The sequence below is a fragment of the Halobacteriovorax sp. RT-2-6 genome (assembly GCF_047085025.1).
Taxonomy (GTDB): domain Bacteria; phylum Bdellovibrionota; class Bacteriovoracia; order Bacteriovoracales; family Bacteriovoracaceae; genus Halobacteriovorax_A.
In genome coordinates, this window is the sequence record NZ_JBKIYH010000001.1 from 131,653 (window position 1) to 152,910 (window position 21,258).

Consider the following 21,258-nt stretch of genomic DNA (forward strand, 5'->3'; position numbering starts at 1 on the left):
CCTTGTGCGTGTTATTTCGACAATGTTATTATTTGCTCGTTATAACACACACAAGTTTCTAATTTCAGGGGAGAGTAATGGATTTAACATTCAAATCAAATGGTATTCTAAGTCGTGGTAAAGGTCTTACTTTTGACGATGTATTATTAGTTCCGAGATATTCTGAAATCTCTTCTCGAAGACATACTGATTTAAAAACAAAAATTACTAAGAATCATACTATTGATATTCCAATTATTGCGGCCAATATGGACACAATTACTGGGCCAGAGATGGCCATGGAAATTGGTCGTCTTGGTGGTGTTGGAATTCTTCATCGCTTCATGTCACCTGAACAACAAGTTGAGGATGTAAAGGCGATCCAAAAATATTTTAAGGAACACTCGATTACTCTACCTATTGCTGCTTCTGTTGGTGTTAAGGAAGAGGGGATGAAAAGAGCAGATCTTTTAGCTGCACTTGGTGTTGAAATTCTTACCGTTGATATCGCTCATGGTGACTCTATTATGATGATGGAGGTTCTTGAGTATATTAAAAAGAACTATCCTCAAATTGACGTTATCGCTGGTAACGTTGCGACTCCAGATGGTGTTAAACGCATGATTGATAAGGGTGCAGATGCTGTAAAGGTTGGTATTGGACCAGGAAGTATGTGTACAACAAGAATCATCACAGGACATGGTGTTCCTCAGTTAACAGCTGTTGCAATGTGTGTTGCTGAGGCCCAAAAAGCGGGAATACCTGTTATTGCCGATGGTGGACTTAAGAACTCAGGTGACATGGTAAAGGCCCTTTGCGCTGGAGCTAGCTCATGTATGGCCGGATCTCTCTTATCTGGTGCACTTGAAACTCCAGGTGAAGTTAAGGGTGGTATGAAAGAATATCGTGGGATGGCGTCTAAGGCCGCTCAAGTTTCATGGCGTGGAGAGCTTCCTAAAGGCATGGCCGCAGAAGGTGTTGATACAATGATTCCTTGTAAGGGACCAGTTGAAAATATTATCAATGAATTAACTGGTGGTATTCGATCTGGAATGACTTACCTAGGTGTTGATAAACTTGCAAACATGAGTGAAGCAGCACTATTTATGGAAATGTCTTCATCTGGTATGGCCGAAAGTAAACCACACGGTAAACACTAATAAATTTAAAAAAGACGATAAGGTCATCGATTATGGAAAATACTATTCTTGACGATTTATTAAGTTATCCAAAACTTATTAAAAGAATTGAAGAAAGTGATAACCCTGAACAAACTAAGAAGAAGGTTGTTGCTAACTTTAATGAAATGCGAGCAGATTATTCTCCATCTTACCTAAAGTCGATGGCCAAGTTTTTCGATGCAACTCTTCCTCGTTTATACGATGGGGTGAGTTTCAATGAAAATGGAACCGACCTTAAGGCACTCTTGGAAGAGGCCAGTGTTGTTCTAGTTCCCAATCACCAATCTCACGCTGACTACATTGCTATCAATTATAAATTCTTTAAAGAATATAAACGAATGCTCTATGTTGCTGGTGGTGATAACTTAAATATTTTTCCAATTGGAAAGATTTTTAGAAAGTCAGGTTGTTTCTTCATTAGAAGAAGTTTCCAAAATGATATTCTCTATAAATTTACAATGGAAGCGTATCTCTTTGCGTTGTTAAAGCGTAAGGAGCCCATCGAATTCTTCTTTGAAGGTGGAAGAACAAGATCTGGAAAACTTAGACCTCCAAAGTATGGGCTATATCAAATGCTACTTGAGGCCCACTCGCATCTTCCAGATGCGAAAGAAAAAGGTCTTGCCTTCGTTCCTGTAAGTATCGCACATGAATATGTACCGGAACAAAAAGCATTAGCTAAAGAGATGATGGGTGGCAAGAAGGTTAAGGAATCAACAGGGCAACTTTTTGGTCTTTTTAAACTTATGGCCTATCAGTTTGGAAAAATTCATATCTCTCTTGGAAAACCACAATATGCACATAAACTTGATGATGAGCATGAAAACAAAGTTAACGTGAGAGAGCTTGCTTTCAAGTGTTTCAGAAGTGTTGGTGACCAAATGGTAATCACACCAACAAATCTCTTGGTTTTAATCTTACTTGATGAGCCAAGTGGTGCCTTAAAGTGGAATGATATTATTTTAAAAGCACAAGCTATTTTAGAATATTGTAAGCGTTATGATATTCCTTTTACGGAAGGTCTAAAGGCAAATAAATTAGAAGATTCTATAGGTCGCGCTATGGATATTCTTATTGGTAATAATAAAGTTGATGTTATTGGACAAAGTGAAGGAACATCTCTTTTTTATGCGATTAAAAAGAATTGTCGCGGCGAACTTTTATTCTTTAAAAATACGATTGTTCATCATTTCATCATTCCTTGGACGATTTCACTAGCGTGGTTTAATGTCTTCAGCGGCGAAATTGATAATGTTGATGATCTTAAAGCATTCTTTGTTAAACAACGAGATATGCTTAAGATGGAATTCTATCTTCCAACTGTCAAAGAATACTATGCAAAGACATTACGCATTTTAAGTAACGCCGTTGGCAGAGATATTACAAATCTTCAAGATGCCATCGAATTCACAAATAAAGACCTATATGAAGTTGCTTCAAAACTTAGCCTTTTTGCTCGAAGCCTAACTTATATTAACGAAGCTTATTTTGTATCAGCACTAACACTTGAGAGTTTTCAAAAAGATGGTGTGGATCACTTTAAGTCGGCAGACTATATGAAGCGTTTTGTTGAAGTATTTAAGGCCGAAATTCAAAGTCAGCGCATTATCCGCTTTGCGGAAAGTCAGAATGTTGAGCTTATGAAAACTGCTCTGACTTATTTTGAGCAAATTGGTGTTCTTGGTTACGAAGATAATTCTTATGTAATTGCTGATAGAACAAAACTTGATGATTTTATTGAATCAACAGAAAAGACATTGAAAGACCAACTAAAATTAAATTTTAAAGTTGTCTAAATAGGAGATCTTTTGCATTTAGAGCTATCTAAGAGAGAAAAAGAAATAAAGAAGGTTTTAATTATTACTTTCTTTTTAAATTTAATTGTCGCTCTAATTAAGATTCTTGCTGGAATCGAGTTTAATTTTATATCTCTACGTTCTTCAGGTATTGAATCTATCTTTGATGGAACTTCAAATCTCCTAGGCATCGTGACTATAGCACTTGCTTCAAAACCACGAGATCGCAGACATAATTATGGCCACCATAAATTTGAAAATATTGGGGCATTAATCATTGCTTTCATGCTTTTTGGCTCTGCAATTAAATTAGGGCTTGATTACCATGATCTTATTCTTGGTACACAAACTAAGTACGGACAATTCGGACTTGTTCCTGTTTTATCAATTCTTATTTCAATGGCAATGAGTTTTGGAGTTTCGACCTACGAAGGTAGAAAAGGGCGTGAGCTTAATTCTCAAATATTAACTGCAGATAGTAATCACACCTTTGGCGATATGATTATCAGCTTTGGTGTTCTCATATCAATTATTGCTGCATATTTTAAAATTTACATTATTGACTATATTGTCGGTGGATTGATTATTTTATATTTGATTTACCTTGGTATTCAAATAACTTTAGAAAATTTAAATGACCTTTTAGATGTAGCTCCTATATTAAAAGATAAGTACATTTCTTCACTTGAGGATATTAAATATGTTCGAGATATTCACAATTTTCGAGCACGTGGAAATTCTACGTGGATGCAAATTGATTTTCACTTGTTACTCGAACCTGACTTATCACTGAGTCAGGCCCATGATATAGCTCACACAGTAGAAGATCGACTTAGGTTGATGCTAAAGGATTATTGTCGCGATATCGATATACTGATCCACATGGAGCCAGATGATGAAGGTCATAAGGATTAGAAGATGAGAAATAAAATAAACAAGAGAAAAGTTGGAAATATTAGACTTGCAATCGGTCCGTGGGAAGAAGATTTTACGAAATTATTTTCATCTGCTGCAAAGCTGATGGCACTAATTGTTCATGGACAGCTGATTCATTTCAAAAGTGACGAGATCTTTGTTTTTGCTGATAAAGAGCTTAAAAACTTTCGTGTTGGTGTTCCAATGATAGGTAATCTTAAGGATAAATACCTAGAAAGCTTTGATCTTCATTCTGGTGAAGTTGAGAGTACTGAGTTTGGTATCGAAAAACTAAAGGAATTCGAAAGAATTAAGAATTTATATACTGATCTTTGCTTATCTGAAGAGTATTTTATAAGAATTACGTCTCACGGCGGGCAATATCTGTCATTTTATGAGAAATATCTCATTCAATAATGTATACTGTGGGTATATTTTTTGTTATGTTTGCAATCCTAATAGCTAGATATTAGAATTGAAATTATTGAAAATAACTAATTCGCTAATAATTGGTTTATTTCCGGAGGTGATTTATTAGCAACAATTTTAAAGGTGGAAGGGTTAAAAAAGAAAGAGGCCCAAGAATTAACGAGCAAATTAGAATTTCTGAATGTCGATTAATGAGTGATGAAGAGCAGTACGGAGTTGTATCTATTGATAGAGCACGTGAAATTGCGGAAGAACTTGGTGTCGACTTAATTGAGATTGCTCCAACAGCTAAACCACCAGTTGTAAAGCTAATGGACTACGGAAAGTATAAATATGCTCTTCAAAAGAAAGCTGCAGAAGCTAAGAAGAAGCAGGCCAAGGTTCAGCTAAAAGAAATTCAACTTCGTCCAAATATTGAAGCACACGATCTTGAGACTAAACTTAAGAGAGCCTATAAGTTCTTAGAGGGTGGTGACAAGGTTAAATTTGTTATGCAATTTAGAGGTCGTGAAATGGCCTATAAGGACATGGGAAAAGAGAAATTTGAAGCGATTCTTAATGGCGTATGCGAAGAAGCTGATGGAGTTATTGAGTCTCCAATTAAGATGATGGGTAATAGAATTATCACAATCGTCGCTCCAGGAAAGAAAAAATAATAATTCTTTTATAAGTGCCTGATATTACTTCAGGCACATTCCATTTATTCTGTCTAAGTACCCGATATTTTTTCACTTATTTTAAATAATCCTTTGCATTAATAGCTTGAAGCTGTTAAAAATATGCACTTATAGTTTTGTTGTATTTTGTTGAATTCTCAACTTGCTTTCGAGTGAGTAAAATTCAAGGAGTAAAAAATGCCAAAAATGAAGACTAGAAGAGCTGTTGCTAAAAGATTTAAGCCAGTAGGTAACGGTAAGTTCAAAAGAAAAAGAGCTAACCTAAGACACATTCTTGAAAAGAAGCCAACTGATGCGAAGAAGAGAGCAGGTAAAACTGACTACGTACACGCTTCAGATGTTGCTCGTGTAAAGAGATGTCTACCTTACGCTTAATTAGCGCAAGCGATTCAAAAAAAAGATTGAGTTGGTCGAAACTTTAAATCGACAAAATTGTTTTTTTAACCTGATTTTTGGGAAAGAACGAAAGAACCATTAGCTTGGTCCCCAAACGTCAAAAAAATGGAGTAAATTATGTCTAGAGTTAGAAGAGGTTTTAAAGCAAGAGCGAGAAGAAATAAAGTCTTAAAACTAGCAAAAGGGTTTCACTTTTCTAGAAGACAAAAGTACTATCACGCTTCTGAAACAGTAAAAAGAGCATTACACTACAGATACATCGGTAGAAGACTTCTTAAAAGAGATATGAGAAGACTTTGGATCGTACGTATTTCTGCAGCTGCTAAGCTTCTTGGTACTTCTTATTCAAAGTTCATGGGACAGCTTAAGAAGAACAATGTTGAAATCAACAGAAAGATGCTTGCTGAAATCGCTGCAAGAGATTTCGACGGATTCAAAGCAATCTACGAATCAACAAAATAATTCATTAAACTATTTGATTTAATAAAACACAAACAAAACTATATAGTGCTTGGGCCTCATTTTTGAGGCCTTTGTCTTTTTGCGGCATCTGCAGGAGCAGATGAAGCATAAAGTCCAGGGAGTCCCAGGATGGGACGAGTCGGAAACAGGCCTCGCATACTCACTTAACTCTATCCTTTCATGAATTTAACTTTCACTTTCCTCGTATGAGGAGCATCTCTGAATTCACAAAGATAAATTCCAGACCATCGGCCAATATCAAGTTCACCATTTTCAATAATCATCGTAAGGGAAGTTTGCATAAGAATTGACTTCATGTGAGAAGGTGAGTCATCAGGCCCTTCAGCTGTATGAGTGATAAAAGAGAGGCTTCTTGGGGCCAGATGCTTGAGGAAGTTTTCCATATCAACTTTTGCACTTGGGTCAAAAGCCTCGTTTATACATAGCGCAGCACTGGTGTGTTGTATTTGACACACTAGGATACCATCTTCATCACTAGGGTTGAGTTCTTCTAAGCATTGTCGCATCTGGGCCGTTATGTCGTAAAAGCCTTCACCTGATGTGTTTACTATCTGCGTTTTTATAGGCATCATTAAACTCCTAACATTTTAAATATTTAGCAGTTTATATATTATGACATTATTTTCAACGCTTCTAAAGCAATTAAGCATTAAAGATTTTTTCGACATGGGCATTGTCGCCCTGATGATCTATCAGGTTCTAAAGATCGTAAAAGGGACAAGGGCCATTCAGGTATTACTTGGTATGGTTTTTCTCGCTATCCTCTATACTCTTGGGATTAAGTACAATCTCTACACGGTAAATTGGATCCTTGAGCACTTCTTTGATTATATCTTCATTATTTTCATCGTTATCTTTCAAGACCAGCTTCGTGCTGCTCTTGCAACAGTTGGTACGGGAAGAAAGATGTTTAACTTCTTTGATCGCTCTCCTGTTAACTATGACATCGAAGAGGTAATTAAGAGTGTAACGGCCCTTTCTAAAGAGAGAACAGGTGCTCTTCTTGTCATTGAAAGAAAAAACGGTCTACAAAACTATATCGATACTGGAACAATTATCGATGCAACGATTCATTCAGACTTAATCTATTCTATCTTCCAAACAATTTCGCCTCTTCATGATGGTGCCATTATTTTAAGAGATGGAAAACTTCTGGCCGCAGGTTGTTTCTTGCCATTATCTAAGAATATTGAAATTGATCGCCACTTCGGAACTCGCCACCGTGCAGCTCTTGGTGTTTCAGAAGTATCAGATGCCATTGTTATAATTGTAAGTGAAGAAACCGGAAAGATTAAACTGTGTATTAATGGCCAGTTCTTCTATTCTCATAACGAGAATGAGCTACGTATGATGCTTAAGAAGGCGTGGGCAGGCAAGAGACTTGATCTACAATCTCAAATCGTAGGGCAGGTATAAGATGTTAAAGAAAATTAAAAGCAATAATTTATTTGAATTAATTCAAAATCAGCTACTAACTCTACTGAGTATTATTCTTGCAATTTTTCTTTGGTTCTATGTTGTAAACTCGGAGCCAATTACAACTGAAAGAATCTATAACCTAGAAGTACTTCCAGCAACAAGTATGGATGTTACTTCAGTGTCTGCTCACGAAATTCATGTGACATTAAAGGGAGCTCGTGCGTTCCTAAAAGACTTTCATGGCGATGATCACTTGAAGCTTCAAGTTGACCTTAAGAAAATGAAAGTTAATCGCACAACGAAACAAGTAAAATATTCGATTAGCGAAACGGATTTAATTGTTCCTTTTGGTGTTGAGGTTGTGGATATTAAGCCAAAGCATATAGCCATCAAGCTAGATAAATTAATTTATAAGAATGTTCCTATTAAGGTAAATTACATGAATAACTTACCTAAGGAATTAAAGCTCATTTCTTCATCTCTTAGTCGTAATCAAGTTAAGATTGAGGGAGCACGTGATATCATGAGAAATGTGGGGCAGGTGAAAACACGCCTAATTGATCTATCGGAGTTATCTGGTCAAGGGGAAGTTCCGATTCAACTTGAAGATCTTCCAGAGTTTCTTCGTTACGGTGAGAATGACACTCTTTCGTTTAAGTATGATATTAGGCCACAAAAAGCTAATCTCACGTTAAAGAATATCCCAATTTTATTTATTGCGCCTAATATGAAATTTCGTTCTCGCATAAGAAAGGTCTCTTTAGATGTACTAACTACTGGTAGAGATGATATAAAGGCAAGCGAAGTTAAGGTTTATGCAGAAATTCCTTCTGATATGGGAAGAAGTGCAGATATTCGTCTAAGGGCCGAGCTTCCTGAGGACGTTCATTTATTAAAAATTCATCCAGAAATAATTAAAGTGAGTAGATAATGACTGAAAGAAAACTATTTGGAACTGATGGAATTAGAGGTAAAGCAAATATTTATCCAATGGTTCCTGAAATTGCGACAGCACTTGGACGTGCAGTAACTTTCTATTTTCAAAAAAAGAATAAGAATAAGAAAACACCTCTAATTATCGTTGGTAAAGATACAAGACTAAGCTGTTATATGATTGAGCAAGCTTTTTCGGCAGGTGTATTATCTCAAGGTGGACGAGTGATTTTTACTGGACCTCTTCCAACTCCTGGTGTTGCTTTTGTGACAACTTCTATGAGAGCGGATGCTGGTGTTATGATTTCAGCTTCACATAATGATTACGATGATAATGGTATTAAGTTATTTGATGCCCACGGATTCAAGCTTCCAGACGAAGTTGAGTTAGAGCTTGAAGAGTTAGTTCTTAATCCTAAACTTATTCCACCAAAAGTTGGTGCCGAAATCGGTCGTGCAAAAAGACTTGAAGGTGTTGAAGGCCGCTACGTTGTTCACGTTAAGTCAGCAATTGATGAAGAGTGTGACCTAAGTGGTATGCGTGTGGTTGTGGATTGTGCAAATGGTGCTAGCTATAAAGTTGCTCCTCTTGTCATGAGTGAGTTAGGTGCAGAAGTTTTTCCATTAGGTGTAAATCCAAATGGCCAAAATATTAATTTAAATTGTGGAAGCTTACACCCTGCTCTTGCAAGTCAAGAAGTAGTAAAGCTTCGTGCAGATATGGGATTTTGTCTTGATGGTGATGCTGATCGTATTCAAGTAATAGATAAAGACGGTGGACTTATTAAAGGTGATAAGCTGATTGGAATTTTTGCGAAGCTTTTACTTGAGCAAGGCAAGCTTAAAAAAGGTGACACTGTTGTTGGAACGATTATGTCTAACCTTGGGCTTGAGAACTACCTTAAGAAGTTAGGTCTTAAATTTCATCGTACAGCAGTTGGTGATCGCTATATTATGGAGTATATGAGAAGTGAAAATGCTCTTCTTGGTGGTGAACCATCTGGGCATATTATTTTTCTAGAGCATGCAACTACTGGAGACGGGACTCTTGCAGCTCTTAAGTCAATTGAGGCCACTTATTTCTTTAAGAAATCAATTAATGAACTGTCTCAAGAAGTAGAATTATATCCACAAGTTTTAAAGAACGTATCTGTTTCTCAAAAGAAGAAGGTTGAAGAAATGCCTACATTTGCAGCAGAACTTAAGGCCTGTGAAGAAGAATTAGGTGAAGAAGGACGTGTGATTTTCCGATACTCAGGAACTGAACCTCTAGCACGTGTTATGGTTGAAGGACGTTGTGAAGATAAGATCAATACAGTTTGTGATCGTCTTGTGAGCGCTCTTAAAAAGGAAATTGCATAATGACTGATAAAATGATTCCAAGACTTGGTGTAAATATTGACCACGTAGCAACTCTTAGACAACAAAGAGATGAAGGCTACCCAAGTGTTGCAAACGCCGCTCAAGATGTTTTAATGGCCGGTGCTGATCAAATTACTATTCACTTACGTGAAGACAGAAGACATATTCAAGATACGGACTTAACAAGTGTTATGGCCGTAACAAAGCGTTTTGAAAAACCATTAAATCTTGAAATTGGCTGTGCTAAAGAGATTGTTGAAATTGCAGCTGATTTTAAACCAGATTGGATCTGTCTTGTTCCAGAAAAAAGAGAAGAGAAGACAACAGAAGGTGGACTAGATCTTTCTGCAGCTAATTTTGATAAAGTATCACAAACTATGTCATACCTAAGAGAGCATTCTCCAAAAACAAAAATCTCTCTTTTTGTTGAAGCCTCGACAGATGTAATGAAGAAGGCCATCGAATTAAAAGCAGATGCTGTTGAAATTCATACGGGAGCATATGCTATCGACTTCCTAAAAGAAGGAGATCTTAATCCTCATCTTAATAACTATGTTGATTGTTTTAAAGTTCTAGAGGGGACAGGTGTTGCTTTCCATGCTGGCCACGGATTAACAATGGAGAGTGTAAGACCTCTTCTTGAGCAAGGTCTTTTTGCTGAATATAATATTGGTCACTGGATTGTGTCTCAAGCTGTATTTAGTGGAATCTCTAATGTTACTAGAGATATGTTAAATTTGTTTAGAAACCATCCAGTTAAGTAAGGTATGGTTTGCCTTTGATTGCTAATTGATTTTTATCGTGGAAAATAAATATCTAAGCAATTAATTCTAAGGAGCACCTGTTGTTTGACTATCAAGATGTTAGGCATTGGAAAAAAGTATACCAAAGTGATATTTCAAATATTATTGTCGAACTAAAAGAGTCGTTAAATGAGCCATCTGTTGTGATTTTAGATGGAGCAGTTGGCGCGGGAAAGACAACATTCACTAACGTCTTCTTAGGTGAAGACAAGTCAGGTTCTCCAACATATTCCCTTATCAATGATTGCGGCGATGTTGTCCATGCAGACTTCTATCGTCTTGATTCGCCAGAAGAGATCATTCATCTTGAACTTGCAATGTACCTCGATGAGAAAAAATACTTTCTTGTTGAGTGGGGCAAGGACTATATCAGAGATATTTACCGTGAACTTTCTGATGACTTCAATTATTTTCAACTAAGCATTGAGGCCAATGACAAGAAAGATGATGAAGAAAGTGCATCTCGTAATTATTTTTTAAAGAAAATTATTTTTTAACATCTTCTAACAAGTGGGCAGAAATAACCGATTAACTCTGTTTGGCATATCTTGTCATCGCAGTTGAATAATTCCCTAACATATAGATATTATTGATATTTTGTGCTCCATCATTGTCTCCAGTAAAGAAAAAATATTTTTTTATAATAATTGATTAAATCAAGTTGACTTTAAGACTTGTGGGCTGACATAATATTTAGGAAGAAAGATTTTAACGGAATAAATCTTTCAACAGAAAGGATAGCACGGAATGCGAGTCCTAAATTAGCACACAATTTATTTGCTTTAAGTTTAAAACTATTTTTTTATTTAACATTTGGATTTATGGAGGAAGACCAATGAGACTCACTTCGAAAGGACGCTACGCAGTTAGAGCAATGCTTGACCTAACTACTCACAGCAACGGAAACCCTGTAAGACTTCAGGAAATTTCAGAAAGACAAAACATTTCACTTCACTACCTTGAGCAACTTTTCAGAAAGCTTAGAAATGGCCAAGCTGTTAAGTCAGTAAGAGGACCAGGTGGTGGTTATGTTCTTGCTCGTTCGATGGAAGAAATTACAATTAAAGATGTACTTGAATGTGTTGGTGAAAATATCAACCCAGCAAAAGACATCCTAGGAACAGAAGCAGAGCAAGCTAGCACTGTTGAATTCCACCTGTCTAAGAATTACTTTCAAAACCTTGGTTTCATTATGAGCGAATACCTAACAACTACTTCTTTAGGTGACCTTGTAAGAAAATCTGGTGAAGTTGAGTCAGAAGTTAGAGGTGAAGAAGCTTCTAATGAACAAGCTACTCAAACAGTAGAAGCAGCTACTCAAAACACTTCAAATGAAAGTGCATTTAGCGAGTACGCTTCAGGAATCAGATCAGGTTTAGGTGAAATTAATCAATAATTATCTCTACTTAGATTATAATGCTACGGCCCCCTTAGTTAAACCAGTCCAAGATTGGCTTTGCAAGGGGGCCGTCTACTTTGGTAATCCAGCTTCGATTCACCAGGTAGGAAAGAAGTCAAAATCTCTCATTAATCAAACAATCAAAAAGATTCAAGATACTTTCAATGCGACAAGCTACGATGTTTTTTTTCACTCAGGTGCCACAGAGGCAATCAATAGTGTAGTAAAAGGTTTTTGCTTTAATGCTCTAAAGCTTAAATCAAAATTCCACGTATTCTGCTTTGATGTTGATCATTCGAGTATGGTGAATCAAAGAGAACATGTAGAGCTTCTTGGTGGTACTTTTCACGTGTTAAAAACACATGGAGGCGACTTTGATAGACAAGAAGTAATACAAGCTCTAAACGAGCTTGAAGGAGAGAAGCTCATTAATTTCACTTATGTGAATAATGAGAATGGTGTCGTGTGGGATCTGGCCGATGTTTTAAAAATCAAAGATGAGACAGGCGCTTGTGTTCATGTTGATTGTGTACAAGTTGTTGGAAAAATCAAAGATTGGAATGAGCTTACCCTAGGACTTGATTACTATACTTTTTCTGGACACAAATTTGGTGCTCTTAAAGGTGTAGGCTTTACACTTGTTTCAAAGGATGCGAGTTGGACTCCACTTATTCGTGGTGGTGGTCAGCAAAAGGCAATGCGCTCAGGAACTGAGAATGCTTTTAGTGTTCATACAATTAATCTCGCTCTTGATTACAATCTGTCACACTTAAATATTGAGCGAGCTCAAAAAGTAAAAGATGAGCTTGAAACGTGGCTTCTTGAAAAATTTGGTGAAAGAATTACTCTTATCGGTGCCAAGGCAAAGAAGAGAAATGCGACAACTATTTTCTTTAGTGTCCATGATAAGAATATTAATACTGTTATGATGGCCCTAGATATGGCCGGAATCTGTGCTTCTAGTGGTTCTGCTTGTGCATCTGGAATCATTAAACCATCACGAGTTGCAAAGGCGTATGAACTCAGTGATGAGGCAGCAACTAATGTTATTCGATTTTCTTTATCTCCATTTTCAGAAGAAGCGGCCCCGATTATTTCAAAATTAGAACCTGTTCTAACAAAATTTCTATCTTAATTCTTTATTTAAAAGATATACGAACGATGCGGCGCAGTGTGCACTTTGGGCTCTTTTGTATTTACTGTAACGAGTTCATTTTGACCTCAGTGACCTTTTTACTCCAGTAATAAGTGTTTGATTTTATTGAAATTGATGTCTTTGGATATTATTCAAAAGTTGGCACGATCATTGCTTTATTAATAGTATCAATGGTTGGACGGCCTTGGTTCTTTAAAAAGAGTCCCAATAACACTTCTACCGGCCATGCTGAAAAACAGGAATCTGTTTTTTTCTCTTGTTCTAAAATCCTATCTTTTCTTCTTTAAAGTAAAAACCAAGGCCCAATTTTTTTCTTTAGATCGCACCTGAGTCGTTTAGAATTTTGATACAATCTTCATTGCCATTTCTTTTTGCATAGTCAAGAGCGCTTCTTCCGTGAGTGTCTTTTATCTTTAGGTCTGCTCCTGCATCAATAAGAGCTTTTAGAACAGTGGGGTTACAATTTAAGCTCTTGTCCATCGCCATTGTAAAACGTCTATTGTTAAAGATGATATTTGGGTTTGCTCCCTTGTTTAGAGCTTCTATAACTAAGTCCTCGCGCTCATCTGCAAGTGCGGCCATTAGGATGTGATTAGCTTCTTTGTTTTCTTTCAAGGCCTTAGGAGCTTTTCGTGTAAGAGCTGCTCTTTTGTGAACGATTTGTGATTCAATTGCGTTTATCGGGGCCGGTTCATCGTATTTGTTTTGAACAGACTGTGTGCTCTCTTTTGAGATATAAGTAGCAAGGGCCAAAAGTATTACGACGATGGGGATAACTGATTTGTTCATTTATAACTCTTCTATTGGTCCTTCTAGAGGCAGGAAAGATTGTGGTTTGGTGTAGTTTGTTATTTTCTTTGCACCTGCGAATTCTTCAATCAAAAACTCTGTCATAAGATCTTGAACTATCTTAGCATTGTACTGATCTTGTCCATTTGATTTAAAGACTTGATGAAAAAAGCCGAAGTAGATCGCTCCTGACTTTGTCGACAATTTACCTGCCAAAGACTTGGTATTCATAAGAGTGCCTGTCTTTGCAAGGATAGAGCCTAAGTTTCTTTGAGAGTTTAATCTTTTCGATAGAGTCCCAATATCAATTCCTGCAATAGGTAGGACTTGTTCAAGCTTATGGCCACTTTGATTCAAGTTATTTTCTAGTTCCTGGTAAGAGCTAATTACAATAGCGCAAGTTGCATAGTTGTCGACGCGCTTCCCATCTATTTTTGAATCCAGGCCTGATCCTGTATAAAGATAAGTATTTTCTTCAGTATCGTTAAACCCAATTCTTTTTTGAAAGTAATCATTACCAAGTTTTTCTTCAATAAGATTTTGAAGATACCACTTTGAGTATTCTTGAGCTCCATAACTTTTATAAGTTATGTCAGAGAGCCAATTGTGAGAAACTGAGTTTTGAAACTTTAGATAAGTTAGAAGCTTAGGAGATTGAACTAAGTAAGTTTTTTTGATGTCTTTAATAGGATTCGCTGCGGAATACACAACATTATCGACAGTCATTCTATAGGCCGATACTTTTAAAGGAAGACCTAGTTCTTTAAGTCTTTCTTCTTTGGTATTTTTTAAAAACTCTTTAAGTCTTGTTTTTATTTTCTTATTGTTATCAAGGTTAAAGTATTCTTTAAGCTGTTCGATGTTATATTCTTTCGAATACCAGGCTTCGCTCATACTCATATAAGGCCTTAGGGCAATTGCAAAAATAGGAGTATTAGCATCAAAGCTTATGGTGTTGAGTTTAACGATTCCATTTGCATTGAGGGCAGCGATTAAGTAGAAGATTTTTTCTTCACTAAACATTCCATCATTTGCTCCTTCAAGATGGATATTTTCTCCATCAGAAATCACTTTTGTTTCATATTGAAAATTTGGCCCTAGAGTTTCGAGTGCCATTAGTGAAGTTATGGGCTTTGTCGTTGAAGCAAGTCGGCTTTTTAAGTGTGCTGTTGTTCCAAAGATTTCACCTTGGTACATATAACAAAAACCGTGCTCATTTGGATTTAAGTTGAACTCTTTAGATAGTGATAACCATTTCTTTTCGATAGTGTCGTGATTAGCTCCAAAGACACTGGTAAAAGTTAAGAATAGTGGGAGTAAATACTTAATAATAAACATGAAGTTTAATTCTAAAGAATTAGAATAAGTCGGTCAAGAAAGGGGAGCGCTCTGTGTTATTTATCGAGCTAGAGCTTTGCTTTTAAGATAGGGAGAATATTTGAAAGTCCATGAGTGATCATCTGAATTGACATGGCCAGTAGAATTAGCCCCATAATTCGTGTTGTTACGTTTACTCCAAGCGTTCCTACTTTTTGACTAATACGATTTGCATTAATAAGAACAACATAAATAGCTAGGACACTAACAAAGATAATTGGAATACTAAGGGCCCAGTCAATTGGAGAATCTAATTTTTGCGCGTAGATAATTGTCGTTGAAATAGCTCCTGGACCTGCTAGCAGAGGAATGGCCAAGGGGACAATTCCTATCTCACGGATTTCATCATCATCAATTTCATCTTGTGTTAGCTTTGATTCAACATCTTTGGCATTGATCATGGAAGTTGCCATGGAAAAAATAAGAATCCCTCCACCAACTGTAAATGAGGCAATCGAAATTCCAAAGAAGCTAAGAATTTTTTCTCCAATAAAAAGAGAAACTACAAGTGTGACAAAAACAGCAATCGAGCAAACTCGAACCATGCTTCTTCTTTGTGTCTCAGACAAGTTTTGAGTCAATGACATAAACATTGGCAGGGCACCAATAGGATTTACAACTGAGATTAAAGCAATAAAGAAAGAGGCCATGATACTAGATTCCATTGGTTCATTATGACTACTTTCATGGATTATTCAAGTTAGTTTTTTGTTAGCGTCATCTGCAGCATCGTGTGGCAAAAGTGCCCCAACGGGCAGTTTTGACTCACTGATGTATGTGACTTAAGAATCAAAGAGCGCAGCTCGCGTGATTCGGTTATGAACCTAAAAGACACCTTAATAACTCTCTTGAGCTAAAGTTTAGAGTTGTGCCTCAACCATCTAATAGTACATAAACAATGAAAATAAATAATGTTTTCTAAACATCTCGAAATGAAAAAAAATATATTTTCTTAAAGTGTTTTTGTTTTAGTTCGATAAAGAAATAACATGTTCATTTGCTGAGGTATTTATTAATTATCTAATTTTTCTTTTGTCTGTCCTTTTTTTAACTTCTTGTGTTTCCCATGTCGATTTTAATTTTGATGATGATAAGCCGGCCCCTTCCTCTGGAGATGGAGTTGGAAAGGTTATTACAACATCAGATTTTTCATTCTTAATGATTAACGATACTGGATCTGGTAATGAAGTTTATCTAAGCTACGGACTAGCAGCTGACACGGTTCAAGTCCCTAATGCTAGCTTTGCTTATTCAAAGATGACTAATCCAGACACGCAGGCTACTGACTCAGTAGGAAATCACTACACATTTTCTAATGGAATGATTGTAGCTGGTTTTAATTCTCCTAATTACGACATCATTCTAATTGATAAGAGTAATAACTTTAATGTTCTGGCAACAATTCCTGGTTTTGGTGATACACAGTCTGATCCAATCTTTGTCAATCGAGTTGGAAATCAGCTCTTTTTTATCATCAAGTCTACTGCCACAACTTATGATCTTTGGGTGACTGATACGACAGTTGCTGGAACTAAGATGCTAAAAACTGTTTCAAATACTTACTATAGTACTTTAAATATCAGGGAACGAAATGTCCTCTTTAATAATAAGATGTATTTTAAAGGTGGCGACGCTGTCAATGGACCTGAGTTATGGGTTACAGATGGAACAGTTAGTGGAACGAAAATGGTTGATGATTATATTGCTGGAGCTTCTGGGCTTGATCCTCGTAGGTTTAGCGTTGCTAATAATAATCTCTATATCTTTTCACAAACAAATCAGACAATTTATCAAATGGGAGCAGATGAAGTTATTTCTGAAGTTACATCTCTTCCGGCATCAATGACTTCTGCAACCTTTAATGAAGCACAGGTCGTATCTAATGATTCCTATTTCTGTTTTAAGCTGTCTGTTTCTTCAACTAAGTATCTCACTTGCATCAATACAGATACTCAAGTTGCAGAGTCTAGGCTTTATACGAGATCGGCAGATTTTCTAGGTGAGGATGGAGGAAAAATCTACTTTGCTGATGTTGTTGATGTAGACCCTACTGCAGCGACTGACTATACGGCCTATATTTATGAAACTTCTGGAGCGATATCATCACAGGCTCCGAGTCAAATTCATGAAATGTCTGTTCCTGTAGAGATTCTTAGAACGAGTCAAATTAATTATGACAATAGTAACGGGGCAATAAGTTATCTTAAGTATGATCATACTGATGATGGTGATAAACATATGTTTGTTAAAATCAAGGACTCAGTGGTTACAGAAATTGATAATATAATCTATCCATTTAGTACTGATCCAAATATTACTCAAATCAATCTCTATACGTCTTATAGTGCGTACCGATCGACTACACCAGGAACCTTTGTCTATTTGGTAAATGATGCTGCAATGATGTTAACGGTGTTGCAGTCAGACGGAACGCTGGCCGGTACACAAGTTCTCACACAGGTCGATTTGGCCGATATTATGGCAGATATTTCAGGTGGGAATGCAGCACAGGGATATGCTCGATATATCGTTGGCCTACTTGATGGGATGTCAGTTGTGCGTCCTTATGACTTTAGTGTGGATCAATACTTTAATCCGAATACTAGTGGGTTGAATTAGGGGGAGCTGGTTTTGGAGTTTGGTTTATTTTGTTTTATGAATTGTTTTATGAAATGTTGCTTATTTTTCACTTCGTGAAAAATGGCGCTTTTTCTATTCGATTGCTTTCCCATTAGTCAGCGCTTAGGCAACACATCGTGCGGCAAAAGTGCCCTAAGGGGCAGTTTTGAAGTACAGATGAATGTTATTCAAGAATCAAAGAGCGAAGCTCGCGTGATTCGGTTATATGAGAAAGGTCCTTTACTCATTTTCACTTCGTGAAAATATCGTTTCTTTTATTCGTTTACTTTCCCATTAGTCAGCGCTTAGGCAACAAAGCCGGGCTTGAACCCGGCTTGTTGAAGATATATTTCATTTCAGGCGACGTGCGCTATCGGCGCGTCCAATAGATTGCCTTTGGGCAATCAATGCCGCGCCTATTCATCAATAGCGTCCCAATCAAGGTCTTTCGAGATTGTGACACCAGAGATCGTTTTTTGGATTTCTTTCTTAATAAAAGGGAAGTTGATTGCTTCAAAGTTATACTCATTCAACAGGCCTTCTTCCATGACCTCATCAAATGCAATTAAAATATTCTTTGGTGAAGCATCAACAAGGTGTGTGAAGTAAAAGTCTTCTGGTAGCTCAGGGATATCGACTTTCGCTTCTTCGTGTCCTTCAAGAATGGCCTCATTCATTGCTGCTTCTGCTTGGAGGGCCATGATTTGTTTAGCAGGAGATTCTTCACTAGTATCGCGTACGATTAGAGATCCCTTGATATTGGCCGGGTTTAAATCTCTAGTGATATTCCAACTAGCAATATTAAAGAAGTCTAAGTAGAAAGTTGATTTTCCATACTTGATCTTTCTTGGAATTTGCAATTGCGTAAGGAATTTACGCGTTGATTCATCTTTTGATTTTCGAGCAAGTTTTTGGGCCAGTTTTGCGTCTTGGACACGGATAATATAGGCACCAGCTTCCTTCGTAGACTTAAATAACATATATTGGAACGCCACACTAAATAGCGTATATAATTTATGTTGACCTAAGTGGATTCGTGACGCGTCGCTTTCGACAAGGGTTTTAACAGACTCATATAGGTCTTGTTTGCTAAGTTGTGAAGACATTCAGTTTATTCCTTTTATTTTGTGCGAAAGATTTTTTAAGAATTAGGTCATTTTTTGTCAACACGTTTGTCAAAAATAAATACTTAAATATTCTTTATTTTAAGCTCAAAAAAGCCTTATAACTCGTTGACTTGAATGGGTTTTTTCTCTAATATGCAACACTGATTATTTTATCTTATGAACGTTACTTTATAAATTTGGTCATCCATTTTTATTTGGACTCAATTAAATATTAACAACCTCAAAACGGAGTTAAGAATGATTAACAACAAGCTGATGGCGAAAACGAGAAACATCGGTATTTCGGCGCACATCGACTCTGGTAAGACTACTCTTTCAGAGCGTATCCTTTTTTATTGTGACATGATCCACAAAATCGAAGATGTTCGTGGTGGTGGAGCTGGTGCAACTATGGACCACATGGAACTAGAGAAGGAAAAAGGGATTACAATTACATCTGCTGCTACGACAGCACACTGGAAAGGTATTAGCGGTAAAGGGACAACTTTTGCTGACGGTATTGAAAAAGATACTCGTATCAACCTAATCGATACTCCGGGTCACGTTGATTTCACTGTTGAGGTTGAAAGATCACTACGTGTTCTTGATGGTGCGATTCTAGTTCTTTGTTCTGTTTCAGGTGTTCAGTCTCAGTCAATCACTGTAGATAGACAGATGAAAAGATATAACGTTCCAAGAATGGCCTTCTTAAATAAGATGGACCGTATGGGAGCAAACCCATTTAATGGACGTGACGCTCTTAAGGAAAAACTAAACCACAATGCTGTTCTTATGCAAATCCCTATTGGAGCAGAAGATCAGTTCACAGGTGTTGTTGATCTAATTACTAAACAAGCAATGTACTTTGATGGTGATAACGGTGAAAACGTTAGAATCGAAGAATGTCCAGCTGATCTAGTAGATCAAATGGAAGAGCTAAGAGCTGAGATGATCGACGCTGTAGCTGAGTACGATGATGATGTTATGGAAGCATACCTAGAAGGTAATGAGCCAACAGAAGAACAACTTCACCTATGTATTAAGAAAGGTGTTCAATCACTTCAGTTAACTCCAGTATATATGGGTTCAGCATTCAAGAATAAAGGTGTACAAGCACTTCTAGAAGCTGTTGCAAGATACCTTCCTTCACCACTTACTTGTGCACTTCCAACTGCACAAGATGCTGATACTGATACTAAAGTTGAGATCATCCCTGATCCAGCTGGTGACCTACTTGCTATGGCATTCAAGATCACTGATGAGCAATTCGGTCAGCTTACTTATACAAGAATCTATAGAGGTACACTAAATAAAGGTGATACTGTTTATAATACAAGAACTGGTAAGAAAGTACGTATCGGACGTATGGTTCGTATGAACTCTAACGATAGAGAAAATATCGATACTGCTCACGCAGGTGATATCATCGCTATCGTAGGTATCGACTGTGCATCAGGGGATACATTCGTAGGTAACGACGATAACTTAAACCTTTCTCTTGAAGGTATCCACGTTCCAATCCCAGTTATCGAGCTTTCGATTTCTTGTAAGGATAAGAACGAGCAAGCGAAGATGTCTAAAGGTCTTGCTAAATTCATTAAAGAAGACCCGACATTCCACGTTTACACTGACGAAGAATCAGGTGAGACACGTATCGCTGGTATGGGTGAGCTACACCTTGAAATTTACGTAGAAAGATTAAAGCGTGAATTCGGTGCAGAAGTACAAGTTGGTGCTCCTCAAGTTAACTACCGTGAAACAATTAGAACTGAAGCTACTTTTGATTATACTCACAAGAAGCAAACAGGTGGTTCTGGTCAATTCGGTCAAGTTGTTGGTCTACTTAAGCCACTTGCTGACGAAGACAAGGATAAAGAAGATCAAGTATTTAAATTCAATAACGAAATTAAAGGTGGTTCGATTCCTAACGAATTCATCGGTGCCTGTGAAAAAGGTTTCCAAGACGTTATGGATAAAGGTCCTCTTGCTGCATTCCCAGTTATTAACTGTGAAGTATTCTTAAGAGACGGTAAGTCACACGACGTTGACTCTTCAGATATGGCATTCCGTATTGCTGCAAGACAAGCGATGAGACAAGCTATCAACAAAGCACAACCAGTTCTTATGGAACCAGTTATGAAAGTTGAAGTTACAACTCCAGATGAATTCCAAGGTTCTGTAATTGGTGACCTTTCTTCAAGAAGAGGGATGATCCAAGGTTCAGAAACTGATCCAGGTGGAGAAGTTATCATCAATGCTGAAGTACCACTTTCAGAAATGTTTGGTTACTCAAATGACCTAAGATCTATGTCTCAAGGTAAAGCATCATACACGATGGAATTTGCTCGTTACGTAGACTGTCCTTCAAACATCCAAGAGACAGTTATGAAAGAACGTAAAGAGAAACTTGCGAACGAAGATTAAGCCGATATTTAAAAA

At 37.0% G+C, this 21,258-nt stretch carries 21 protein-coding genes; 16 read left to right on the forward strand and 5 right to left on the reverse strand.

Annotated elements, in window-relative coordinates; all coding sequences use genetic code 11:
* The first annotated feature begins 77 nt into the window (after window positions 1–77).
* The 7 genes from ACMAYS_RS00645 to rplT all read left to right on the forward strand — a co-directional run bounded on the left by ACMAYS_RS00645 (window position 78) and on the right by rplT (window position 5,835).
* Window positions 78–1,139, forward strand: a complete 1,062-nt coding sequence (locus ACMAYS_RS00645) for a guanosine monophosphate reductase (RefSeq protein WP_103217067.1) — start codon at window positions 78–80, stop codon at window positions 1,137–1,139.
* Between the two features lie 32 nt (window positions 1,140–1,171).
* A complete protein-coding gene (locus tag ACMAYS_RS00650; RefSeq protein WP_103217068.1) occupies window positions 1,172–2,956 on the forward strand; it encodes a glycerol-3-phosphate acyltransferase in 1,785 nt (594 codons plus the stop codon).
* 12 nt (window positions 2,957–2,968) lie between these two features.
* Window positions 2,969–3,871 (forward strand): cation diffusion facilitator family transporter, encoded by a 903-nt coding sequence (locus tag ACMAYS_RS00655; protein WP_392992134.1) that lies wholly within the window; start codon window positions 2,969–2,971, stop codon window positions 3,869–3,871.
* Window positions 3,872–3,874: 3 nt separating this feature from the next.
* Window positions 3,875–4,288, forward strand: coding sequence for a hypothetical protein (locus tag ACMAYS_RS00660; protein ID WP_103217070.1), 414 nt, complete (start codon window positions 3,875–3,877; stop codon window positions 4,286–4,288).
* A gap of 116 nt (window positions 4,289–4,404) precedes the next feature.
* Window positions 4,405–4,956 (forward strand): translation initiation factor IF-3, encoded by a 552-nt coding sequence (infC, locus tag ACMAYS_RS00665; protein WP_103217071.1) that lies wholly within the window; start codon window positions 4,405–4,407, stop codon window positions 4,954–4,956.
* A 198-nt stretch (window positions 4,957–5,154) separates the two neighbouring features.
* Window positions 5,155–5,352, forward strand: a complete 198-nt coding sequence (gene rpmI / locus ACMAYS_RS00670; RefSeq protein WP_021267185.1) for a 50S ribosomal protein L35 — start codon at window positions 5,155–5,157, stop codon at window positions 5,350–5,352.
* 138 nt (window positions 5,353–5,490) lie between these two features.
* Window positions 5,491–5,835 (forward strand): 50S ribosomal protein L20, encoded by a 345-nt coding sequence (gene rplT / locus ACMAYS_RS00675; protein WP_103217072.1) that lies wholly within the window; start codon window positions 5,491–5,493, stop codon window positions 5,833–5,835.
* A gap of 170 nt (window positions 5,836–6,005) precedes the next feature.
* On the opposite strand, the gene ACMAYS_RS00680 is transcribed toward rplT, so the two are convergent.
* On the reverse strand, window positions 6,006–6,425 hold the full coding sequence (locus ACMAYS_RS00680; protein ID WP_393022082.1) for a secondary thiamine-phosphate synthase enzyme YjbQ: 420 nt from the start codon (window positions 6,423–6,425) through the stop codon (window positions 6,006–6,008).
* Between the two features lie 43 nt (window positions 6,426–6,468).
* On the opposite strand from ACMAYS_RS00680, the gene cdaA reads away from it, so the two are divergent.
* The 7 genes from cdaA (at window position 6,469) to ACMAYS_RS00715 (ending at window position 12,907) form a co-directional block, all read left to right on the forward strand.
* Window positions 6,469–7,272: a diadenylate cyclase CdaA gene (cdaA, locus tag ACMAYS_RS00685; protein ID WP_103217074.1), complete on the forward strand. Its 804-nt coding sequence runs from the start codon at window positions 6,469–6,471 to the stop codon at window positions 7,270–7,272.
* A 1-nt stretch (window position 7,273) separates the two neighbouring features.
* Window positions 7,274–8,206: a YbbR-like domain-containing protein gene (locus ACMAYS_RS00690; RefSeq protein ID WP_103217075.1), complete on the forward strand. Its 933-nt coding sequence runs from the start codon at window positions 7,274–7,276 to the stop codon at window positions 8,204–8,206.
* Entirely contained in the window at window positions 8,206–9,570 is a 1,365-nt protein-coding gene (gene glmM / locus ACMAYS_RS00695; RefSeq protein WP_103217076.1) for a phosphoglucosamine mutase, read from the forward strand. The genes ACMAYS_RS00690 and glmM overlap by 1 nt, the downstream gene beginning before the upstream one ends.
* Complete coding sequence (locus ACMAYS_RS00700; protein WP_103217077.1) at window positions 9,570–10,334, forward strand: pyridoxine 5'-phosphate synthase; 765 nt, start codon at window positions 9,570–9,572, stop codon at window positions 10,332–10,334. Before glmM ends, ACMAYS_RS00700 begins: the two co-directional genes overlap by 1 nt.
* 80 nt (window positions 10,335–10,414) lie before the next feature.
* Complete coding sequence (gene tsaE / locus ACMAYS_RS00705) at window positions 10,415–10,870, forward strand: tRNA (adenosine(37)-N6)-threonylcarbamoyltransferase complex ATPase subunit type 1 TsaE (protein ID WP_158246807.1); 456 nt, start codon at window positions 10,415–10,417, stop codon at window positions 10,868–10,870.
* 338 nt (window positions 10,871–11,208) lie between these two features.
* Window positions 11,209–11,769, forward strand: coding sequence for an Rrf2 family transcriptional regulator (locus ACMAYS_RS00710; protein ID WP_392992130.1), 561 nt, complete (start codon window positions 11,209–11,211; stop codon window positions 11,767–11,769).
* Complete coding sequence (locus tag ACMAYS_RS00715) at window positions 11,753–12,907, forward strand: cysteine desulfurase family protein (protein ID WP_412462538.1); 1,155 nt, start codon at window positions 11,753–11,755, stop codon at window positions 12,905–12,907. The genes ACMAYS_RS00710 and ACMAYS_RS00715 overlap by 17 nt, the downstream gene beginning before the upstream one ends.
* Before the next feature lie 336 nt (window positions 12,908–13,243).
* Here ACMAYS_RS00715 and ACMAYS_RS00720 read toward each other — a convergent pair whose 3' ends face one another.
* From ACMAYS_RS00720 to ACMAYS_RS00730, 3 genes are all read right to left on the reverse strand, one after another.
* The gene (locus ACMAYS_RS00720; protein WP_392992128.1) at window positions 13,244–13,717 is read right to left on the reverse strand and encodes an ankyrin repeat domain-containing protein; all 474 of its coding nucleotides are present in this window, start codon (window positions 13,715–13,717) and stop codon (window positions 13,244–13,246) included.
* Window positions 13,718–15,055 (reverse strand): D-alanyl-D-alanine carboxypeptidase, encoded by a 1,338-nt coding sequence (locus tag ACMAYS_RS00725; RefSeq protein WP_412462539.1) that lies wholly within the window; start codon window positions 15,053–15,055, stop codon window positions 13,718–13,720. It lies immediately after the preceding gene.
* Between the two features lie 68 nt (window positions 15,056–15,123).
* Window positions 15,124–15,759, reverse strand: coding sequence for a MarC family protein (locus ACMAYS_RS00730; RefSeq protein ID WP_103217083.1), 636 nt, complete (start codon window positions 15,757–15,759; stop codon window positions 15,124–15,126).
* A gap of 367 nt (window positions 15,760–16,126) precedes the next feature.
* Between ACMAYS_RS00730 and ACMAYS_RS00735 the strand changes: the two genes are divergently transcribed.
* On the forward strand, window positions 16,127–17,713 hold the full coding sequence (locus tag ACMAYS_RS00735; RefSeq protein ID WP_392992126.1) for a hypothetical protein: 1,587 nt from the start codon (window positions 16,127–16,129) through the stop codon (window positions 17,711–17,713).
* 416 nt (window positions 17,714–18,129) lie between these two features.
* On the opposite strand, the gene ACMAYS_RS00740 is transcribed toward ACMAYS_RS00735, so the two are convergent.
* Window positions 18,130–18,819 (reverse strand): hypothetical protein, encoded by a 690-nt coding sequence (locus ACMAYS_RS00740; RefSeq protein WP_103217085.1) that lies wholly within the window; start codon window positions 18,817–18,819, stop codon window positions 18,130–18,132.
* 258 nt (window positions 18,820–19,077) lie between these two features.
* Between ACMAYS_RS00740 and fusA the strand changes: the two genes are divergently transcribed.
* Window positions 19,078–21,243 carry an elongation factor G gene (gene fusA, locus ACMAYS_RS00745; protein ID WP_103217086.1) on the forward strand — a complete coding sequence of 722 codons (2,166 nt, stop codon included), beginning with the start codon at window positions 19,078–19,080 and terminating at the stop codon, window positions 21,241–21,243.
* Window positions 21,244–21,258 lie beyond the last annotated feature (15 nt).